The sequence below is a fragment of the Streptomyces sp. NPDC032472 genome (assembly GCF_040636955.1).
Lineage (GTDB): Bacteria > Actinomycetota > Actinomycetes > Streptomycetales > Streptomycetaceae > Streptomyces.
The window spans coordinates 1-21,094 of sequence record NZ_JBEZVK010000054.1 but is presented as its reverse complement, the minus strand read 5'-3'; the positions used below and the strand labels follow the sequence as shown (position 1 = coordinate 21,094).

Annotated in this window: 13 protein-coding genes; 5 read left to right on the top strand and 8 right to left on the bottom strand. The window is 75.0% G+C overall.

Annotated features, from left to right (window positions below):
• Positions 1-71: 71 nt before the first annotated feature.
• Positions 72-755 carry a TetR/AcrR family transcriptional regulator gene (locus tag AB0F11_RS28420; RefSeq protein WP_362179486.1) on the bottom strand — a complete coding sequence of 228 codons (684 nt, stop codon included), beginning with the start codon at positions 753-755 and terminating at the stop codon, positions 72-74.
• Positions 756-962: 207 nt separating this feature from the next.
• Here AB0F11_RS28420 and AB0F11_RS28415 point away from each other — a divergent pair, with 207 nt between their 5' ends.
• On the top strand, positions 963-2,432 hold the full coding sequence (locus tag AB0F11_RS28415; protein ID WP_362179539.1) for an FAD-dependent monooxygenase: 1,470 nt from the start codon (positions 963-965) through the stop codon (positions 2,430-2,432).
• 15 nt (positions 2,433-2,447) lie between these two features.
• Here AB0F11_RS28415 and AB0F11_RS28410 read toward each other — a convergent pair whose 3' ends face one another.
• Both AB0F11_RS28410 and AB0F11_RS28405 read right to left on the bottom strand, forming a co-directional pair.
• Positions 2,448-2,759: a PRC-barrel domain containing protein gene (locus tag AB0F11_RS28410; RefSeq protein ID WP_362179484.1), complete on the bottom strand. Its 312-nt coding sequence runs from the start codon at positions 2,757-2,759 to the stop codon at positions 2,448-2,450.
• A gap of 116 nt (positions 2,760-2,875) precedes the next feature.
• Positions 2,876-3,445: an XRE family transcriptional regulator gene (locus AB0F11_RS28405; protein WP_362179481.1), complete on the bottom strand. Its 570-nt coding sequence runs from the start codon at positions 3,443-3,445 to the stop codon at positions 2,876-2,878.
• Between the two features lie 125 nt (positions 3,446-3,570).
• On the opposite strand from AB0F11_RS28405, the gene AB0F11_RS28400 reads away from it, so the two are divergent.
• The 4 genes from AB0F11_RS28400 to AB0F11_RS28385 are packed head-to-tail and all read left to right on the top strand — an operon-like array spanning position 3,571 to position 7,273.
• Entirely contained in the window at positions 3,571-4,353 is a 783-nt protein-coding gene (locus tag AB0F11_RS28400; RefSeq protein ID WP_362179478.1) for an ABC transporter permease subunit, read from the top strand.
• Positions 4,350-5,108 (top strand): ABC transporter ATP-binding protein, encoded by a 759-nt coding sequence (locus AB0F11_RS28395; protein WP_362179476.1) that lies wholly within the window; start codon positions 4,350-4,352, stop codon positions 5,106-5,108. The genes AB0F11_RS28400 and AB0F11_RS28395 overlap by 4 nt, the downstream gene beginning before the upstream one ends.
• A gap of 16 nt (positions 5,109-5,124) precedes the next feature.
• On the top strand, positions 5,125-6,141 hold the full coding sequence (locus tag AB0F11_RS28390; RefSeq protein ID WP_362179474.1) for an NrtA/SsuA/CpmA family ABC transporter substrate-binding protein: 1,017 nt from the start codon (positions 5,125-5,127) through the stop codon (positions 6,139-6,141).
• 19 nt (positions 6,142-6,160) lie between these two features.
• On the top strand, positions 6,161-7,273 hold the full coding sequence (locus tag AB0F11_RS28385) for an aryl-sulfate sulfotransferase (protein WP_362179472.1): 1,113 nt from the start codon (positions 6,161-6,163) through the stop codon (positions 7,271-7,273).
• 86 nt (positions 7,274-7,359) lie between these two features.
• Here AB0F11_RS28385 and AB0F11_RS28380 read toward each other — a convergent pair whose 3' ends face one another.
• The 5 genes from AB0F11_RS28380 to AB0F11_RS28360 form a co-directional block, all read right to left on the bottom strand.
• Positions 7,360-8,520, bottom strand: a complete 1,161-nt coding sequence (locus AB0F11_RS28380) for an alkaline phosphatase PhoX (RefSeq protein WP_362179469.1) — start codon at positions 8,518-8,520, stop codon at positions 7,360-7,362.
• Positions 8,521-8,746: 226 nt separating this feature from the next.
• Positions 8,747-10,090 carry a crotonyl-CoA carboxylase/reductase gene (gene ccrA, locus AB0F11_RS28375; RefSeq protein ID WP_362179466.1) on the bottom strand — a complete coding sequence of 448 codons (1,344 nt, stop codon included), beginning with the start codon at positions 10,088-10,090 and terminating at the stop codon, positions 8,747-8,749.
• 99 nt (positions 10,091-10,189) lie between these two features.
• Positions 10,190-10,978 carry an alpha/beta fold hydrolase gene (locus tag AB0F11_RS28370; protein ID WP_362179463.1) on the bottom strand — a complete coding sequence of 263 codons (789 nt, stop codon included), beginning with the start codon at positions 10,976-10,978 and terminating at the stop codon, positions 10,190-10,192.
• Between the two features lie 28 nt (positions 10,979-11,006).
• Positions 11,007-17,789 (bottom strand): thioester reductase domain-containing protein, encoded by a 6,783-nt coding sequence (locus AB0F11_RS28365; RefSeq protein WP_362179460.1) that lies wholly within the window; start codon positions 17,787-17,789, stop codon positions 11,007-11,009.
• A 29-nt stretch (positions 17,790-17,818) separates the two neighbouring features.
• Positions 17,819-21,076 carry a KR domain-containing protein gene (locus AB0F11_RS28360; protein ID WP_362179457.1) on the bottom strand — a complete coding sequence of 1,086 codons (3,258 nt, stop codon included), beginning with the start codon at positions 21,074-21,076 and terminating at the stop codon, positions 17,819-17,821.
• Positions 21,077-21,094: the final 18 nt, after the last annotated feature.

Below are 21,094 nucleotides of genomic sequence, written 5' to 3'. Positions count from 1 at the left end.
CCGGGGGGACGGGTCCAGGGGCCCGGGTGCGGGCCCCTGCCTGGGTCCTGGGTCCCGGGTCCTGCGTCCGGTCAGCTGATGCCGTAGCGGGCGGCGACCCCGGCGAGGATGAGTTCGAGGCCCTCCTCGAAGTGGGCGTCGTAGTCCTCGAAGAGGTGGGATCCGGCGGCCGCGGCGGCCGGGTAGTCGGCGAGCCGCTCGCTGCGCTCGGAGACGTCGTAGCCCTCGCGGCGCTCGCCCGCCACGGGGTGGACGCCCTGCTCCTCGGTGACGAAGCCGAGGGTGTACATGAAGGTCGTGGTGAGGGTCCGCACCGCCTGCGGCAGCTCGAAGCCCGCCTCCAGCAGCGCCCGGAGGTGGGCTTCCTGCTGTTCGGCGTGGTCGGCGCCGGTGAAGCGGGAGCCGCTGAAGACGCGGGCGCCGTCGCGGTAGGAGAGCAGGGCCCGGCGCAGCCCGCGGTTCGCGGCGAGCAGCATCTCCCGCCAGCCCGCCGGCTGTTGCGGCTCGTCCCGCGCCATGCGCCGGTACATCTCGGTGGCCATCTCGTCGATGAGCTCCTGCTTGTTCTTGAAGTGCCAGTACAGCGCAGGTGCCTTGACGTCCAGCTCGGCCGCGATGGCCCGGAGCGTGAGCTTCTCCAGCCCCGTCTCGTTCAGCAGGCGCAGGGCGGCCTCGGCGACGGTCGTACGGCTGAGCGGCGGGACACGGGGCGGGGTGCGGCCGGGCTGGGGCCGGGGCGCGGGCTCGGGGGTCATCGCCCGATTCTTTCAGATGGGCTTGACAGCTTAACAACGTTAAGGGCACTCTCTTGTCACGGCCTCGCTTAACAACGTTAAGGAGAGGTCGGAGGGCTGGATTGCAGCGCGCCGCCGCGAGGGCGGCCGCCGGACGAACTGGGGACGGACATGAACGGGCACGCGATGAACGCACACGAGGTGGACGGGGCGGCTTCGGCGGCCGGGATGGCTGCGGTGGACGGGCCGGATGTGTGGGACGTGCTGATCGTGGGTGCGGGGCCGACCGGCCTGGCGCTGGCCTGCGACCTCGCGCGCCGCGGGGTGCAGCCGCTGGTGGTGGAGCGCTCGCCGGGCCTCTTCGCGGGCTCCCGCGGCAAGGGAATCCAGCCGCGGACCCTGGAGGTCCTCGACGACCTGGGGGTGCTGGAGGAGGTCCTGCGCCACGGCGGCGCCACCCCGGTCGGGATGGCCTGGAAGGACGGGGTCCGGCTGGGCGAGCACCGGATGTTCGAGGAGACCGAGCCCACCGAGCAGGAGCCGTACGCGGGACCGTGGATGCTGCCCCAGTGGCGTACGCAGGAGATCCTGCTGGCGCGCCTGCGCGAGCTGGGCGGCGGGGTGCGGTTCGGTTGTGAGCTGACCGGCCTCACGCAGGGCGGGGAGTACGTCGAGGCCGTGCTCGCGCGGAGCGGCGGGGGGAGCACGACGGTCCGGGCGCGGTACGCGGTGGCGGCCGACGGCGGCCGGTCCACGGTGCGCCGACTCGCCGGGATCACGATGTCCGGGGAGCGCATCGACACCACGCCGATGGTGGTGGCCGATGTGGTCATCGACTCCCTCGACCGGGACCACTGGCACATCTTCCCGCCGGCCGAGGACGGCAGCCGGGGCTTCGCCGCGGCGTGCCCGCTGCCGCAGACCCGGGAGTTCCAGTTCGTCGCCCAGTATCCGCAGGCCCGTCCCGAGCTGACGGAGGAGGATGTCCGATCGCTGGTCGCGGAGCTCACCCACATACCGGCGGAGGAGGTCCTGGAGGTGCGCTGGGCCTCGGACTTCACCGTCAGCGCGGCCCTCGCCGACCGGTTCCGCGAGGGCCGGGTGTTCCTGGCCGGGGACGCGGCCCACATCCACTCGCCGGCCGGCGGGCAGGGGCTCAACACCAGCATCCAGGACGCCTACAACCTGGGCTGGAAGCTGGCTGCCGTCCTGCGGGACGGTGCACCGGAGGCCCTGCTCGACACGTACGAGGAGGAGCGCCTGCCGCAGGCGGCCGCCATGCTCGGCCTGTCGACGCGGATCCACCGCGGCGAGGCCCGCCGCGGCGCCGCCACCCGCCAGCTCGGCATCCACCTGCGGGAGTCGCCGCTCACCTGCGAGACCCGGTCCGACCTGCCGGAGGAGGCCCTGGCCGCGGGCGACCGCGCGCCCGACGGCCGCCGCGACGGCCTGCGGCTGTTCGACCTCTTCCGAGGCCCGCACTTCACCCTGCTCGCCGTCGATACCGACCTGCCGGAGCGGCTGCCGCCGCTGCCGCACCTGCGCACGGCCCGGATAGGCGCCTACGAGAGCTACGGCCGCGGGCTGTTCCTGATCCGGCCCGACGGCTACATAGCGTGGGCGGGCTCGTCCGCCGAGGCAGCGGGCGACCTGGCCGCGTGGGCCTCCCGGCTCACCGGCGTCCCCGGCCTCGCCTGAGCGGCCGGGTGGGGCTCACATGTGGGGGTTCGCGTAGTGCTTCTCGATGAGCTGGATGAGCGCCACGTCGTCGTATTGGCCGCTCTCGAACTCGGGTGAGTCCTTCACCTGCTCCCGGGTGGCGGCCAGGTAGACGGTCTCGCTCTCCTCGTCCACCCCGGTCACCAGGGACGCCGGGACCATGACGTGCCGCCCGAAGATCCACGGGCCGGTGTCCACGACGATGTACTGGCGCCCGACGTAGTCGGTGTGCTTGTCGATCTTCCCGATGGATCCGTCGGAGGCCTCGACCTTGTATCCCACCAGCTGTGCCATGTCGACCGTCACGGGTCTCACCTCTCCCGTCTTCCCGACTTCCCGGTCCCCTCCGTTCCGGGGAACCACCCGTCCAGGGCAAGCAGCGCCTACCCAGCCGGGCCGGTTCCAGACAGCCCGGCGGCGGCTCAGCCGCTCGCGGTGACCAGCAGGGTGCGGGCGGGGGCCGGGCCGGCGAGACGGCAGCGGTGCGGCAGGTCGCCCCGGTGGTGGGCGCTCTGCCCCGCCCGCAAGGTCAGGGGCTCCTCCCCCTCCACCTCGAGGACGACCTCGCCCTCCAGCACGTAGAGGAAGTCCTCCCCGGGGTGCTGGAACCAGCCCCGCTCTCCCCGTCCCGGCTCGAAGTGGTGCTCGTACGCCTCCATCAGGCCGCTGCTGCCGCCGGGGATCAAGACGTGGGCGACCTGGCCTGCGGCCTCGCTGACCCGGATCACCTGGGGGTCGCTCTCGTGGCTGACGGCGCCCGGCCGGCCCGGCGGGCGCAGGAAGGTTCCCGGGGTGACACCGAGGGCCTCGGCGATGCGGTAGATGGAGCTCAGGCTCGGGGTGGTGAGGCCGCGCTCCAGCTGGCTGAGGAAGGGCTGCGAGAGGCCGGAACGGGAGGCCAGGACCTGCATGGAGACACCGCTGCGCTTGCGGCAGGCGCGGATCACCCGCCCGACCTCGACCGCTTCTGGGGTGGGTTCGGATCGAGACACGGAGGTGAACGTACCCGATGCAGGTGGGCGGGCCGGAAGGCCGCTGCAGCTTTCGCACTGCTGCAACACACCGTTCATAAGCGTGGTCAATTATTGACCTCACTTATCGAAACGAGGAGTTCCCCGTGCACGCCATCCCTTCCCCGCCCGGCCGGGCCGCCCTCGGCCGGGTCGGTCCGGCCCTCGTCGCGGCCGCCGCCGTGCTCGCCGCCTGGTACGCGGCGGGCCCCGCCGGTGTCGCGGCGCCCGGACTGCTGCCCACGCCGGGCGAGACCCTGGCGGCCCTGGCCGACGGGGCGCGCAGCGGAACCCTCGCCGCGGACCTCGGCGCCAGCCTGGGCCGGGCAGGGCAGGGCTTCGCCCTGGGGGCGCTGGCCGGCTCGGCGCTGGGCTTCGCCACCGGGTACCTGCCGTGGCTATCCGCCGCCGTCACCCCGGTCGTCTCCTTCCTGCGGCCGATCCCGGCGATCGCCCTCGTCCCGCTGGCCACGGCCTGGTTCGGGATCGGGGAGACCGCGAAGCGGCTGCTGATCGCGTACGCCGTGCTGCTCGCCGTCTGGCTGTACGTCCATGACGGGGTGTCGCGGGTACCGGTGACGCATCTGCGGGCGGCCCGCACGCTGGGCGCGCCGCTGCACCGGCGGTTCACCGAGGTCCTGCTGCCCGCGGCCGCACCGGCGCTGCTCGCCGCCCTGCGGTACGGGGCCTCGGTGGCGCTGCTGGCGCTGGTGGCCGCGGAACTGGGCGGTGCGGACAGCGGGTTGGCGTACCGGCTCCAGGTGGACGGGCAGTTCCTGCGGGTGGACCGGATGTTCGCGGGGCTGCTGGTCCTCGGTCTGCTCGGGGTGGCCGTGGACCTCGTCCTCGCCGCCGCGGGCCGCCGCTTCGCGCACTGGAGCGAGTTGTGAGCCGGGGCGTGCGGGTCGAGGGCCTGACGGTCGCGCACGGCGGGGCCGGGGTGCGGGGGCGGGGCGGGGCGTTCCCTGCGCTGGAGGGGGTGGACCTGGAGCTGGGCGCGGGCTCGTTCACGGCGCTGCTGGGGCCGAGCGGGTGCGGCAAGTCGACGCTGCTGGGTGCGGTCGCCGGGTTCGTGCGGCCGGTCGCCGGGCGGGTCGCCGTGGCCGGGGAGCCGGTGACCGGTCCGGGGCCGGACCGGGGCGTGGTCTTCCAGCACTACGCGCTGTTCCCCTGGCGCACGGCCCGAGGCAACGTCGAGTTCGCCCTCAAGCGGCTGGGGCTGCCGCGGGCGGAGCGGCGCCGGCGGGCGCTGGCCGCGCTCGCCGAGGTCGGTCTGGCGGACGGCGCCGAGAAGTACCCCGGCCAGCTGTCCGGCGGGATGCAGCAGCGGGTGGCGCTGGCCCGGGCGCTGGCCGCCGAGCCCGAAGTGCTGCTGCTGGACGAGCCGTTCGGGGCGCTGGACGCGCTGACCCGGGCCCGGATGCAGGAGCTGCTGCGCCGGCTGTGGCGGCGTACCGGGCTGACCGTGCTGTTCGTCACCCACGACATCGACGAGGCCCTGGCGCTGGCCGAGCGGGTGGTGGTGCTCGGCGGTGCCCCCGGCCGGGTCCTGGCCGACCACCCGGTGCCTGCGGGACCGCCCGACCCCGCGCTGCGGGAGCTGATCGCCACCCGGCTGACCGAGCCGGAGGCCGTCCATGGCTAGAGAGGAATCCTTCACGATGTCCAGACCCCGCGCGGTCGCCGTCGCCCTGGTGGCGGCCCTGCTGACCGCCCTCGCCGCCGGCTGCGCCGGCTCCGGTTCCGCAACGGGAGGCGGAGCAGCCGGGGGAGCCGGCCGGGCAGCGCCGGTCGGGATCGCCGCCGGCGACTACCTGGGGGGCGCCCCCGTCCACCTCGCGCAGGAGCGGGGGCTGTGGGCCGCCGAGGGCCTGCAGGCCAAGGTGACCTCCCTGGCCACCGGGCGGGACGCGCTGAACGCCGTGCTGGGCGGGCAGGCGCAGCTCGGGGTGGTGGGCGACCTGCCCGCGGTCACCGCCGCGCTCGGTGGGCGCAGCATCCGCATCGTGGCCGACCTGTCCCGGTTCTCCGACTGGCGGCTGCTCACCCGCACCGACCGCGGCGTCACGGGCTTCGCCGCGCTGAAGGGGCGGAAGGTGGGCGTTCCGCAGGGCACCAACGTGGAGTTCGCGCTGTCGCGGATGCTCGGCTCGGCGGGGCTGGGCGCCTCCGACGTCACCGTGGTCAACCTCTCCCCCGGCCAGGTGCCCGCGGCCCTGGCCCGAGGGGACGTCGACGCCGGGGTCACCTTCCCGAGCTTCTACGACGCGGCCCGCAGCGCGCTCGGCGAGCGATACGCCGAGGTGCCCTTCACCGGGTACACCGCACACACCCTCCTCGTCGCCGGGCCGTCCGCCGACGAGGCGGCGACCACCGCCGTGCTGCGCGCGCTGGTGCGCGCCCAGCGCGACATGGCCGCGGACCCTGCCGGGGCCCGTAGCGCGATCCTCGCGCAGGCCCACGGCTCGCTCCAGGCCGGCTACGTGGAGGCCTTCCAGCCCCGCTACGCCTACGGGGCCTCGCTCACGCCCGAGCTCACCGCGCAGCTGGCGGAGGTGGCCGGCTGGGCCAAAGCCGCCCAGCAGCTGCCCGGCCCCGCCGATGCCGCGGCCCTGCGCGGGCACCTGAACCCCGCTCCCCTGAAGGCCGTGGACCCGGCCGCCGTCACCCTCGACTGAACCCCGAACGGAGATCACCATGAGCACCGTCGACCAGAACACCCTGCGCCGCCGCGGCGTCGGACTGCGCGCCCACGACCCGGAGCGCAGCTACGGCGGCTACACCCTCTACACCCCGATCGCCGGGCCCGGCGAGGTCCGGCTCGTGGACATCGAGGGCCGCCTCGTGCACTCCTGGAGCTCGCCGCACCCGCCGGGCCGGCACGCGCGGCTCCTGCCGAACGGCAACCTCTTCTACCAGGGCAAGGACACCTCCGGCCCGTCCCTGTTCCCGATCTGGGACGTCTACCACGGCGGAATTTTCCAGGAGATCGCCCGGGACGGCACGGTGCTGCGCGAGGTCCGCCACCCCTTCCACCACCACGACGCCTCCCTGCTGCGCAACGGCAACCTGCTGCTGCTCGGCGTGGAGCCCCTCGACCCCTCCGACGCGGCCCGCATCCAGGGCGGCATCCCGGGCTCGGAGGCGGCGGGCGGCGTGATCCACGGGGACGTGGTGTACGAACTGACCTGGAACGGGGAGGTGGTGTGGCGGTGGGCCGCCATCGAGCACCTCGACCCGGCCGAGGTGCCGCTGAACCCGCATTTCGCCCGTGAGCACTGGCCGATGGCGAACACCGTCAACGAACTCGCGGACGGCGGTGTCGTGGTGGGCTTCCGCAGCGCCTCCACCACGGTGGCCGTGGACCGCGCCGACGGCTCGGTGCGCTGGCGGCTCGGCCCCGAGGTGCACTCCCAGCAGCACTACCCGCACGAGCTGGGCAACGGCAACATCCTCGTCTTCGACAACGGCACCTACCGGGACACCACCTCGGTGCCGTACTCGCGGGTGGTGGAGGTCGAGCCGGTGACGGGCAAGGAGGTGTGGGCGTACGAGGACAACCCGCCGCAGAACTTCTACAGCCCGTACATGTCGAGCGCGCAGCGGCTGCCGAACGGCAACACGTTCATAGCCGAGGGCAGCTTCGGCCGGCTGTTCGAGGTGACTGCCGGGGGCGATGTGGTGTGGGAGTACGTGGTACCCGAGTTCGGCTCGTTCGGGGCGGGGGTCGGGCTGGAGTCCTCCCGCGGCGCCCAGAACTCGGTCTTCCGGGCCTACCGCTACGCTGCGGACGAGATCCCCTGGCTCTGACCTCCCCTGGCTTTGGCCCCGCCGCCCGGGCGGCCCCGGCGGGACACCTCCCGTCGGGGCCGCCGCGGCCCGCGTACGCCGGTGGGTCAGATGCGGAAGGGGCCCGTCACCTCGTACGTGATGCCGCCCGAGGAGCTGCCGGTGGTGCCGCGCTGGCTGGAGAAGTACAGCCGGTCGCCGGCCGGGGAGAACGCCGGGCCGGTGATCTCGGAGGAGGACTGCCCGTTGATCCGCAGGAACGGCGCGACCACGTCGTCCGGGGTGATCAGGCAGATCTCCATGTTGCCGCCGTCCTCGGCGACGTAGAGGTCGCCGAAGGAGGAGCCGGTCACGTTGTCCACGCCCGTCAGCGGGGCGCTGCCGCCGACCACGAGCGAGTCGTCGTAGGCCAGCTCGTACGTGCTGCTCGCGAGGTTGAGCTGCCAGACGCGGTTGTCGCCCTTGGTGGTGAACCAGACGGTGTCGGCCGCGTAGTGGCAGCCCTCGCCGCCGTTGAAGTGCTTGGCGCCGGAGACCTGGCTGCGGGTGGCGGTGGGCGAGCCGTCGGGGTCGGGTACGTTCTGCCAGCTGAAGGATCCGGAGGTGCCGGAGCCGGCGACCATCACCTGGAGGGTGCCGGAGGCGAGGTTGCCCCAGGTGGTGGGCAGGAAGCGGTAGAAGCAGCCGTTCGTCTCGTCCTCGGTGAGGTAGATGGCCTGGCGGACCGGGTCGGCGGCGGCCGCCTCGTGCTTGAACCTGCCGAGCGCGGGCCGCTGCACGGCCGCGTTGATGCCCCACGGGTCGGTCTCGTAGACGAAGCCGAGGCTGACCTCCTCGCAGGAGAGCCAGGTGTTCCAGGGGGTCTTGCCGCCCGCGCAGTTCTGGCGCGTGCCGGAGAGGATCCGGTACGCGGCGGTCACGGTTCCGGAGGAGTTCAGGCGGACCGCGCTGGCGCCGCCCGAGGGGTTGATCTCGGAGTTGGAGACGTAGATCCAGCCGGTGCCGTCCGCGAAACAGGCGCCGCCGTCGGGGGCGTCGTGCCAGGTGTACGAGGTGCCGGCGACGGTGAGGCCGGAGCGGGCGATCACGCGGCTGGTGAAGCCGGCGGGCAGCATGATGCCGTTCGCGTCGGCCGCGCCCAGCGCCCCGTACGGGCCGGGGCCGGGCTGGGCGGGGGCGGCGTAGGCGGCTCCGCGCATCAGCGTGCCGCCGAAGGCGGCGGCGGAGGTGCCGACGACGGCGCCGCGCAGGAAGGTACGTCGTTCCACGGTCACTCCTCGAAGAGGGGGACGCCCCGACCGGGCCGGGGCAGGGGTGGAGCGGGGGGCAGCGCCGAGGAACCTAGGGCTCCGGCGTTGCGTCCGCGCCAACTCCCGGTGTCGCGGGAACGGCTGGTTCCGGACTGTCGGGGTGGCGGCCCGAGCGGTGCTTCGTGAGGGACCTGGGAGGCTCCCGGCCCGGGCGCGGGCCCGGGCCGGGGCCTTCGGTGCGTCGTCAGGACGCGGTCTTCCCGCCCTGCGCCCAGCGGCGGTAGAGGCCGAGGCCTTCCTCGCCGATCCGGGCGCGGAGTTCGGGGTCGTCCACGCCCATGTTCTCGGACGGGGCCGCGCACAGGACGGCGACCTTGCCGACGTGCTGGTTGGTCTGCACGGCCCGGGTGGCCTCGGCGGCTTCGGCCAGGGGGTAGACCTTCGACAGGGTCGGGTGGATCATCCCCAGGCCGATCAGCCGGTTGGTCTGGACGGCCTCGTGGTAGTTGAAGCCGTGCGAGCCGATGATCTGCTTGAGCCGCATCCACAGGAACCGGTTGTCGTACTGGTGCTTGTAGCCGGTCGACGATCCGCAGGTGACGATCCGGCCGCCGCGCTTGGCGACGTACACGGACGTGCCGAAGGTCTCGGCCCCCAGGTACTCGAAGACGATCTGCGGGTCCTCGCCGACCAGCGAGCGGATGGCCTCGCCGAGGACGCGGCCGGCCTTGGGGTGGCGGAAGCCGTCCTCGGGCAGGTCCAGTTCGGAGCGGTTGATGACGTGCTCGCAGCCCTGGGCGCGGACCAGCCGGGCCTTCTCCTCCGAGCCGACCACCGCGACGGGGATGCCGCCGCCGTTCTTGACGAACTGGACGGCGTACGAGCCGAGGCCGCCGGTGCCGCCCCAGACGAGGACGACGTCGCCCTGCTTCATGCGGGCGCCGTGGCTGCCCACCAGCATGCGGTAGGCGGTCGCGGCGCACAGGGTGCTGGAGGCGGCCTCCTCCCAGCTGAGGTGGCGCGGCTTGCGGATCAGCTGGTTGGCCTTGACCAGGCAGTACTCGCCGAGTGCGCCGTAGTTCGTCTCGAAGCCCCAGGCGAGCTGGGTCTCGCTCAGCATGCCGTCGTCGTAGGAGGTGTGGTCCTCCTCGTCGACGTAGGACGGCGAGACCACCACCTTGTCGCCGACCTTCCAGTTCTTCACTCCGGTGCCGACGCGCACGATCACGCCGGAGGCGTCCGAGCCGAGCTGGTGCAGCGGCAGGTCGTGGCGGGCGCCGTGGGGGCCCTGCCGGCCCAGCTTCTCCAGAAAGGCGAAGGTGGGGACCGGCTCGAAGATCGCCGACCAGACGGTGTTGAAGTTGATGGCGGCCGACATGACGGCGACGATGCACTCGTCGGGGGCCGGCTCGGGCATGGGCATCTCGCCGATGTGCAGGGACTTGCGGACGTCCTTGTCGCGCACGCCCTCGAACATGTCGACCTCGTCCTTGACCAGGTAGGCCGCCCTGTAGCTCGACGGCAGGTCGAGGGCGAGCAGTTCCTGGGGGGCGGCGCCGGCGACGACGGCCTGGAGCAGTTCGGACACGGGACGGTCCTTTCGCAGGATGCGGTGCGTGGATGGGGTGGGATGTGTGGGGCGCGATGTGTGGGGCGGGTCGGCTGGGGTGGTCGGGGCGGTGCCGCGTCAGGCGAGGGTCTCCCGCAGGACCTCCAGCACCCGGGCGGGCTGCCGGACGAGGTAGAAGTGGCCGCCGTCGAAGACCCGCACCGTGAAGGGGGCGGTGGTGTACTGCGCCCAGCGGGCGGCCTCCGCGGGGGTGACCTTGGGGTCCTTGTCACCGGTCAGGGCGACCACCGGGGTCCGCAGCGGGGGCCCCGGGCGCGGTACGTACGTCTCCACCGCCTTGTAGTCGCTGCGCAGCGAGGGCAGCGCCAGCCGGAGCAGCTCCTCGTCCGGTGGGGGGAGTTCGGTGCCGCCGAGCTCCTTCACGGCGGCGAGCAGGGCGTCGTCGTCGAGCAGGTGCACCGCCTCCCCGCGCCGGTCGCCGGGCGAGCGGCGGCCGGAGACGAACAGGGTCAGCGGTACGGTGCCGTGCTCCTCCAGCCTGCGGGCCACCTCGAAGGCGAGCGCGGCGCCGAGGCTGTGCCCGAAGAGGGCGAGCGGCCGGTCGGTCCACGGCAGCAGTTCGGCGGTGACCAGGTCGGCCAGGGTGTCGAGGTCGTCGACGCAGGCTTCGCCGCGGCGGTCCTGCCGACCGGGGTACTGCACGGCGAGGACGTCGACCGCGGGCGCGAGGGCCCGGGAGGTGGGGAAGAAGAAGCTGGCGGAGCCTCCGGCGTGGGGCATCAGGACCAGCCGCTTCGCGGCCTCGGGGGCCGGGTGGAAGCGCCGGATCCAGGCGCCGGTCGGGGCGCTGGCCGGGGCTTTCGTCGGAGCGTTCGTCGGAGCGCCGGTCGGGGCGTCGGTACGCATGGCGGGGCCTTTCGCGGTCTCGTGGCGGTCACGCCGCGTCGGGGCGGGGGAACCAGCCCGCCCGGACGAAGAACTCGACGTGCTTGCGGAACAGTGCGCGGTCGGCGGGCGGGCAGGTGATGCCGCTGTGCTGCAGGGCCGCGGCCGTCTCGCTGTCGTCGACGGGCGGGTAGAAGGTGTCGGGGCGGTCCGCCATGACCTCGAAGGCGTCGAGGAGCGGCAGGAGCGCGTTGTCGGGGTCGCCGGTGACCAGCTCGCGCCAGGTGTCCCGGTCCCGTACGGGCAGGGCGTAGCCGAAGCCGCGCAGCTCCTCGACCATGGCGGCGAGGGTCAGGCCGCTGTGGCTGCACACGTGGAACGTGCCCGAGGCGGCCCGGTCCTGCCGGGAGATGTCCAGGATGGCGGCGCTGGTGTATCCGACCGGCATCAGCCGGAAGGCCACGGGGATCTCCTCCGGTACGGCGCCGGCCTGGAGCATGCCCTTCAGGCTGAGCCAGACGAAGTCGCGCGTCTGGCAGGCCCCGGTCTCCGCGTCGCCGGCGATGAGGTCGACCCGGTAGACGGAGACGGGCAGGCCGCGGTCGCGGGCGAGGCCGATGAGCTGTTCGGCCACCCACTTGCTCTGGGTGTAGCCGGTGGGCAGCGTGTCGCCGGGGCCGGTGGGGTCCGTGGTGCGCAGGGGCACCCCTGCGGTGTCCCGGCCCACGTAGACGCCGAGGGTGGACACGTAGTGCACGGGGACGGTGCGGTGGCGGGCCGCGAGGCGCAGGATCTCCTCGGTGCCGCCGACGTTGGCCGCCCGTACGGTGGCGTACGGCTGGACCCAGTTGACCGCGGCGCCGGCGTGGTAGACGGCGTCGACGGTGCGGGCCAGGCCGTCGAACCGGTCGGCGCCCAGGCCGAGGGCAGGCTCGGCGAGGTCGCCGACGACGACGTCGAGGCGGCCGGGGTCGATCTGGTCGCCGATGCCGTACCAGTCGAGGTTGGCCCGCAGCCTGGCCTGCGCGTCGGCGGCGTCACGGCCGCGGACCAGGCAGTGGACCCGTGCGGACGTCTGCCGCATCAGGTCGCGCAGGAGGTACGCGCCGAGGAAGCCGGTGGCGCCGGTCAGCAGCACCTCCTGCGGGTCCGCGGCCACCCGGCACACCTCGTCGGCGGGCCGGATGTCGTCGGCCAGCCGGATCTCCGCCGCGAAGTCCACGGAGGGCTGCCCGTCCGTGCGGCCGGCGCCCGGACCGGTCCCGGTCAGCTCGGCCAGGAGGTGGCCGGAGAGCGCGTTGAGGGTGGGGTGGTCGAAGACCAGGGTGGTGGGCAGGCTCAGGCCGGTGAGGGCGCCGAGCCGGTTGCGGAACTCCACTCCCGTGAGGGAGTCGAAGCCGAGGTCGGTGAAGCGGTGGTCGACGGGAAGGGTGGCGGGGTCGGCGTGCCCGAGGACCGCTCCGGCCTCGGCGCGCACGGTGTCGAGGACGCGGGCGAACTGCTCCTCCTGCGGTAGGCCGGCCAGGCCGGCGGTGAAGGAGTCCGCGGACGCGCCGGAGTTGCGGGCGGCGGGGCGGACCGGCGTCCGCAGCAGGGCGCGCATCACGGCCGGTGCCTGGCGGGCCTGGTCGCGCAGGGCGGACAGGTCGAGCGGGGCGGCCACCACGGCCGGCCGGTCGGAGGCGAGCGCGGCGTCGAGCATCGCGAGCCCCTGCTCGGTGGCTATGGGCGGGTATCCGGCGCGCGCGATGCGCTCCAGGTCGGCCGCGGTCAGCTCGCCGGTGGTGGCGGTGTCCGCCCACAGGCCCCAGGCGACCGAGGTGGCGGGCAGCCCCCGGGCCGCCCGGTAGGCGGCGAGTCCGTCCAGGAAGGTGTTGGCGGCGGCGTAACTGGACTGGCCCGCGCCGCCGATGGCACCGGCGAGGGAGGAGAACAGGACGAACGCCGACAGGCCGGGGCCGCCGCCCGGTTCGGCCGGTTCGGTCAGTTCGTGGAGGTTCCAGGCGGCGTCGATCTTCGGCCGCAGGACCGCCTCCAGCCGGTCCGGGGTGACGGTGGTGATCAGCCCGTCGCCGAGGATGCCCGCCGCGTGGACGACGCCGGTCAGCGGCCGGTCCTCGGGTACGGCCGCGAGGACGCGGGCCAGCGCGGAGCGGTCGGCGGCGTCGCACGCGGCCACGGTGACGCGGGCGCCGAGGGCCCGGAGTTCGGCCGCCAGGGCTTCGGCGCCCGGGGCGTCGGGGCCGCGGCGGCTGGTCAGCAGCAGGTCGGTCACCCCGTGCGCGGTCACCAGGTGACGGGCGAACAGCGCGCCGAGCGTGCCGGTGCCGCCGGTGACGAGCACGGTGCCGCCGGGGGCGAACCGGCCCGAGGGGGCAGGCCGGGCTGCCGGGGCAGCCGGGACGGTGGCGCCCGAGAGAGCTGTTGTCTGCGACGGGGCAGTCTGGGCCGGGTCGTGCGAGGGGGCGGCGGTGGGCAGCCTGCGCAGCTGGGGCAGCAGGATGCGACCGGCCCGTACGGCGGCCTGCGGTTCGCCGGAGCGGACCAGCGCGGCCAGGGACTGCGAGGGCGTCTCCTCGTCCAGGTCCACGAGCACGAAACGGCCCGGGTTCTCCGACTGCGCGGAGCGGATCTGGCCCCACACGGCCGTGGCGGCCGGGTCGGTCACCGGCCGGCTGCCGGCGGGCACCGCACCGCGGGTGGTGAGGACCAGGGGGATGCCGGCCAGGCGCTCGTCGGCGAGCCAGTCCTGCACCAGGGCCAGCACCTGCCGGGTCCGCCGGTGCGCGGCGGCGGCGGGTCCTGTGGCAGCGGGGCCGGTGGCATCCGCTTCGGCTCCGGCCTCGGCATCGGCCCCGACCTCGACCTCGACATCAACCTCCACGTCGGCCGCGGTGTCGGCGCCGACGTCGTAGCGGACCGCGTCCACCGCGGTGCCCGCCTCCACGGCCTTGGCCAGCTCGCCGGTGTCACCGTACCCGCCGGGGCCCATGGCGGCCCAGTGGAGCGGGGCGGCCGGCTCGTCGAGGGAGATCGGCGTCCAGTCGGTGTGGAACAGGGCCTCGGCGGTCCGGCTGCCGGCCCGTTCGAGGGCCTCCGCGCCGACCGCGGCGAAGGTGAGGGAGCGGATGGTCGCCACCGGCCGGCCGGTCCGGTCGGCGAGCACCACCGACAGCCCCCCGTCTTCGGCCGCGACCAGCCGGGCCCGAACGGCGGTTGCTCCGGTGGCGTGCAGCTGGATGCCGGCCCACCGGGTCGCGAGGCGGACCCCGGACCCGGCGTCCTCGGGGAGCGCCGGGAGCCCGGTGAGGAGCGCGGCCTGCACGGCGCCCTCCAGCAGCGCCGGGTGCAGGCCGAAGCGGGCCGCGTCCCCCGCCGCCTCGTCGTCGAGCGCGACCTCGGCGTACACCGCGCGGCCGCCGGCGGTCCACAGGCCGGACAGCCCGCGCAGCCGCGGCCCGTACGCCGTGCCGGCGCCGGCGGCGGCGAGTTCCGCGTACGCCTCCTCCGGGTCCAGCGGTGCCGCGCCCTCCGGCGGCCACGGCAGCAGCGGTTCGGCGGCCGCCGGTCCCCGCAGGCTGAGGATTCCGGTGGCGTACGCGGTCCACTCCGCCTCCCCCGCATCGGGGCGGGCGTGCACGGCGAAGGCACGGCGCAGCCCGTCCTCGGCGGGTCCCACCTTCAGCTGGAGCTGCACCGCGCCCCGCTCGGGAAGGACCAGCGGCGCGAGGAGGTCCAGTTCGTCCACGGCGGTGCAGCCGACGTCGTCGGCGGCCCGCAGCGCGAGCTCGACCAGCACCGACGGCGGCAGCACGGCGGCCCCGGCGAGGGTGTGTTCGGCGAGCCACGGGTGGGTGCGCGCCGACAGCCGGCTGGTGAACAGGGTCTCGTCGGCTCCGGCCAGGGTGACGGCGGCGCCCAGCATCGGGTGGCCGGTCGCCGCCATGCCGAGGCCCGCCGCGTCGCGCGCGCGGGAGCCGGAGGCGTACCAGAAGCGCTCGTGCTGGAAGGCGTACGTGGGCAGCTGGACCCGCTGGGCGCCGCGGCCGGCGAAGGGGGCGGCCCGGTCGATCCGTGCTCCGCGCACCTGCACGGCCGCCCAGGAGGCGAGGAAGCGGTCGAGTCCGCCCTCGTCGCGGCGCAGGGTGCCGGTGACGACGACGTCGTCGCCGAGGTTCTCCTGGAGCGAGGAGGTGAGCACCGGGTGGGCGCTGACCTCGACGAAGGTGCCGTGGTCCTGTGCGGCGAGGGCGCGTACGGACCGGGCGAACTCCACGGGGCGGCGCATGTTGGCGTACCAGTAGGCGGCGTCGAGGCGGGCGGTGTCCATCCAGTCGCCGGTCACGGTCGAGAAGAAGGGGACCGAGCCGGCCCGGGGCCGTACCGGGGCCAGCGCCGCCAGCATCTCCTCGCGGACCCGTTCGACCTGGGGCGAGTGGGAGGCGAAGTCGGTGGGGAAGCGCTTGGTGCGGGCGCCGTCGGCGGCGCATTCGGCGATGAACTCCCCGAGGGCGTCGCGTTCCCCGGCGACGAGGACGGAGGTGGGGCCGTTCTCCACGGCGACGGAGAGCCTGCCGCCCCACTTCTCCAGCCGCGCCTCGACCTCCTCGCGCGGCAGCCCGACGGCGCCCATCCCGCCGGTCCCCTGGAGGGTCAGGGCGATCCGGCTGCGCAGGGCGATCACGCGGGCCGCGTCGTCCAGGGTCAGCCCGCCCGCGACGCAGGCCGCGGCGATCTCGCCCTGGGAGTGCCCGACGACGGCCGCGGGTTCGAGCCCGTACGAGCGCCACAGCGCGGCGAGCGAGACGTGCACGGCGAACAGGGCGGGCTGGACCACGTCCAGCCGGTCCAGGGGCGGTGCGCCCTCGGCGCCGCGCAGCACGTCCTGCAACGACCAGTCCACGTAGGGGGCGAGGGCCTGGGCGCACTCGGCGATGCGCGCTGCGAAGACCTCCGAGGTCTGCAGCAGTCCGGCGGCCATGCCGGCCCACTGGCTGCCCTGGCCCGGGAAGACGAACACGGTCTTGCCGGCCTCGCCCGCGACGCCCTGGACGAGGTGGTCGGCGCTCTCGCCGCCGGCCAGCGCGTCCAGTCCGGCGAGGACCTCCGCGCGGTCACGGCCGACGACCACGGCGCGCTGCTCCAGCGCGGCGCGGGTGGTGGCCAGGGAGTACGGGACGTCCAGCAGGGCCCGCTCCGGGTCCGGGTCCGGGTCTGCGCCCGGGCCCGGTTCCGCGTCCGCGTGCGCGGAGGTGTGCAGGGCGGCGTCCGCGTACGGCCCGCCGGAGCGCAGGTGGTCCACCAGCCGCGCCGCCTGGGCCCGCAGGGCCTGCAGGGAGCGGGCCGACAGCAGCCACGGCCGCGGCGTCGACGGCTCGTCCGCCCGCTGCGGCCCGGGGCGCTCGGCGGGCTCCGGGGCCGGGGCCTGCTCCAGGATGACGTGGGCGTTGGTGCCGCTCGCCCCGAAGGCGGAGACCGCCGCACGGCGCGGGCCGTCGGTCTGCGGCCACGGCCGGGTCTCGGTGAGCAGTTCAACGTCGCCCTCCGACCAGTCCACGAACGGGGTGGGCTCGGACAGGTGCAGGGTCCGGGGCAGCAGTCCGTGCCGCAGGGCCTGCACCGTCTTCACCAGTCCGCCGACGCCCGCGGCGGCCTGGGCGTGGCCGATGTTGGACTTCAGGGAGCCGACGAGCAGCGGCCGACCCTCGGGCCGGGACCGGCCGTAGGTGGCGAGCAGGGCCTGTGCCTCGATGGGGTCGCCCAGCCGGGTGCCCGTGCCGTGGGCCTCGACCGCGTCCACCTCCGCCGGGGTGAGCCCGGCGTTGGCCAGGGCCTGTCGGATGACGCGCTCCTGCGAGGGGCCGTTGGGGGCGGTCAGCCCGTTGGACGCGCCGTCCTGGTTGACGGCGCTGCCCCGCAGTACGGCGAGGACGCGGTGGCCGTTGCGCTCGGCGTCGGAGAGCCGCTCCAGGACGAGCAGGCCGGCGCCCTCGGACCAGCCGATGCCGTCGGCGTCGGCGGAGAACGGCTTGCAGCGGCCGTCCACGGCCAGGCCGCGCTGGCGGGAGCCGTCGATGTAGCCGCCGGGGTGAGCGGAGACGTACGAGGCTCCGGCCAGGGCGAGGGTGGATTCGCCCGAGCGCAGCGACTGGGCCGCCAGGTGCAACGAGACGAGGGCGGAGGAGCAGGCGGTGTCGACCGACACCGCCGGGCCCTCCAGGCCGAGGACGTAGGAGATCCGGCCGGAGGCCATGCTGCTGAGCTTGCTGGTCATCTGGTAGCCCTCGAACTCCTCGGGGCTGTCCAGGTCCAGGTAGCTCTGCTCCACCAGGCCGGCGAAGACGCCGGTCCGGCTGCCCTTGAGGGACAGCGGGTCGATGCCCGCGTGCTCCAGCGCCTCCCACGCCGTCTCCAGCAGGACGCGCTGCTGGGGGTCCATGGCGAGGGCCTCGCGGGGCGAGATCCCGAAGAAGGCGGCGTCGAAGCGGGTGGCCGACTCGATGAACCCGGCCTGGCGTATGTAGATGCTGCCGGGCTTGGCCGGGTCCGGGTCGTAGAGGGCGTCCAGGTCCCAGCCGCGGTCCGTGGGGAAGTCGGAGATCTCGTCGCGTTCCTCGACGGCCAGCCGCCACAGTTCGTCGGGGTTCGCCGCGCCGGGGAAACGGCACGACATGCCGACGATCGCGACGGGCTCCCGGTCGCCCTCCTCCAGCTCGGTGACGCGCCGGCGGGTCTTCTCCAGGTCGGCGGTGACCCACTTCAGGTATGCGACGAGCTTCTCTTCCCTGGACATGTCGTCCCCGTCCTTGGCCATCTGCTCCCCCTTGGACATGCGCTGCCCGCTCTCCTTCCGGTGGGTCGTCATCGGCCCGGCCCGCGGCCGAGCTGTGTGTCGATGAAGTCGAAGATCTCGTCGGCCGACGCGGTGGCGATCCGGCTCGCGGTGTCCTCGGTGTCGTGGCTCTGCTTGCGTGCCGCCTCGTGCGCGCCGGCGGCGGGGGCGAGCCGGTCGAGGAGCGTCCGCAGCCGTGCGCCGACGGCGGTCAGGTCCAGGTCCGGGTCCGGGTCGGACTCCTGCGGGCGCAGTCCGGCCACGGCCGCCTCCAGCCGGTCCAGCTGGATGAGCAGGGACGGCCGGTCCGAGTCCGCCGCCGGACCACCGGCCGCCGCGGCGGCGCGGTTCAGGACGAACCTGATGAGCGCGGCCGGCGAAGGGTGGTCGAAGACCACGGTGGCGGGCAGTTTCAGCCCGGTGGCCGCGCCGAGCCGGTTGCGCAGCTCCACGGCGGTCATCGAGTCGAAGCCCGCGTCCTGGAAGGAACGTTCCAGCGCGACGGCTGCGGGGTCCCCGTGGCCGAGGACGGCCGCCACCTCCCGGCGGACCAGCTCGCGTACGGCCCGGTGGCGCCCGTCCTCGTCGAGTCCGGCCAGCAGGCGCACGAGCGCTCCGGCTGCGGCGCCGGTCCCCTCGGCGGTGTCCGGGCCGGCCGCGTCCAGGACGGGCCGCACCGGGTGCCGTACGAGACCGCTCAGCAGCGGCGGGACGCCTCCCTCGGCGCGCCGCAGCGCGGACGGGCTGATCAGGGCGGCCAGCAACTGCGGCGGCCCGGCCGTGGCGAGCGCCGCGTCGAACGCCTGCGCCGCCCGCTCGGAGGCGAGGGGCCGGAAACCGGCACGGGCGCGGACGCGGACCGGGCCGTCGGCCCCGGCCCCGGCTACGGCTCCGGCTCCGGCTTCGGCTTCGGCTTCGGCTTCGGCTTCGGCTCCGTCCTCGACGGACGGTGCTTCCCAGGGGCCCCAGGCGAGCGACAGGGCCGGCAGGCCGTCGGCCGCGCGCTGCGCCGCCAGGGCGTCCATGAAGGCCTCGGCCGCGGCCCGGTGGCCGCTGCCCGGCTCCGGTACGGTCCCCGCGGCGGACCCGCAGGTGAGGAACACGGCGAGCGGGGTGTCCCGGGTGAGGTCGTGCAGGTTCCGGGCCCCGTCCGCCATGCGGCGCAGGCCGGCCGAGTCCGGCGCGCCGGGGTGGGCGCCGGCGGCGTGGACGACCGCGGTCAGCGGATGCTCCGCGTCGATCCCGGCGAGGGCCGCGGCGAGCGCCTCGCGGTCGGCCGGGTCGCAGGCAGCGAAGGCCATCTCGGCACCCAGCGTGGCCAGTTCGGCTGCAAGGTCCGCCGCGCCGGGACCGGCCGCGCCCTGCGGGTCGACGAACAGCAGGTGCCGCACGCCGTACCGGGCGGCCAGGTGCCGCGCCAGGAACCTCCCCAGCGTTCCTCCGGTCACGAGCACGGTGCCCTCGGCGTCGAGGACCGGTGCGGGCGCCGCGGCGGCCGCACCGGTCACGCGGACCAGCCGCGGCACGAGGAGCCTGCCCTCCCGTACCGCCGCCTCCGGCTCCCCGGAGGCGAGCAGGGCGGTGAGGAGCCCGGGCTCGACGGACGGGTGCGGGGACGGGGCGGCCGCGACGGGATCGGCGTCCGCGAGGAGGAGGCGGCCGGCCGCCTCCTCCTCCGCCTGCACGGAGCGCAGCAGCCCGCGGACCGCCGCGGCCACCGGGTCGACGGGCTCCGCCGCACCCGGCGCGCCGGCCCGGCCGGTGAGGGCGCCCCCGCGGGTCACCACCACGAGCCGGGTCGCGGCGAGGCGTTCCTCGGCCAGCCAGTCCCGGACCAGGGCCGTGGCCCGGCCCGTGGCCTCGTCCAGGGCGGCGGAGGCGTCGCGGTCGGCCGGGGAGGTCCAGGGCACGACCACCGTGTCGATCGGCGCCCCGGCCTCGACGGCCTTGCCGACGGCGGCCAGGTCGTCGTATCTGTCGGCACCCAAGACCGCCCAGGCAGCGGCTTCCCCGGATCCTCCGGATTCCCCGAACGCGGCGGGCCCGTCGGCGCCGACGGCCGTCCACTCCAGCCGCAGCAGGACGTCCTGCGCCCCGCCCGCGGGCGCAGCGAACTGCTCCTCCGGTACGTCCCGGTAGGTGACGGCCTCGACCGTCGCGACCGGCCGGCCGTGCTCGTCGGTCAGTTCGACGGCGACGGTCCTCCCGCCGGTCTCGGTGACGACGGCCCGCACGGCCGTGGCGCCCGTGGCGTGCAGCCGTACGCCGCGCCACTCGGCCGGCACGGTCACCGCGCCCGCCCGCTCGCCGAAGGGGTGACCGAGCAGCACCGCGTCCAGGAGGGCGGGATGCAGCCCGAACCGGTGGGCGTCCTCGGCGAGTTCGGCGGGCAACCGGACCTCGGAGACGGTTCCGGCGGTACGGGCCCCGGCCTCGCGGTCCCGCGGCGGGGTCCCGTCACCGGCGCCCAGGCGTCCGTGCGCGTACACGGCCCACGGGCCCTCCCCCTGCGCCGCACCGGCCTCGGGGCGGGCGTGGACGGTCAGCGGCCGTCCGCCGTCGGCGTCCGGCGCCCCGACCCTGACCTGGAGCTGTACGGCTCCCCGGACGGAGAGGACGAGCGGCGCGGTCAGGGACAACTCCTCCAGTACGCCGGCCCCGGCCTCGTCGCCGGCCCGTACGGCCGTCTCGACCAGCGAGGCGGCGGACAGGACGGTGTTGCCGAGCACGCCGTGCTGCTCCAGCCAGGGGTGCGTACGCACCGACAGCCGGCTGGTGAACACGTAGCCGTCGCCGCCCGCGAGCGGGAGCGCCGTCCCCAGGAGCGGGTGCCCGGTCGGGGTCAGCCCGAGGCCGGAGGCGTCGGCGGCGCCGGCGGTCGGGGTCAGCCAGTAGCGCTCGCTGCGGAAGGCGTACGTGGGCAGCTCGACGCGGCGCGCGCCGGTGGCCCCGTAGAACGCTTGCCAGTCCACTGCGGTGCCGCGGGCGTGCAGCAGGCCGAGCCCCTGGACGAGCGTGCCGGCCTCGGACCGGCCGCGCCGCAGCAACGGCAGAACCGTGGGTGGGTAGGTGTCCTCGGGGGCGGTCTCGGCGTCGGCCTCGAAGGTTTCCCGGGCCAGGGCGGTCAGGACGGCGTCCGGGCCGATCTCGACGAAGGTGGTGGCGCCTTGGGCTTCGAGGGTGCGGACGGCATCCGCGAACCGGACCGGCCGGCGCACATGCTCCACCCAGTAGCCGGCGGTCGTGATCCGCTCGGGGTCGACCAGGCCGCCGGTCAGCGTCGACACCACAGGAATCTGCGGCGG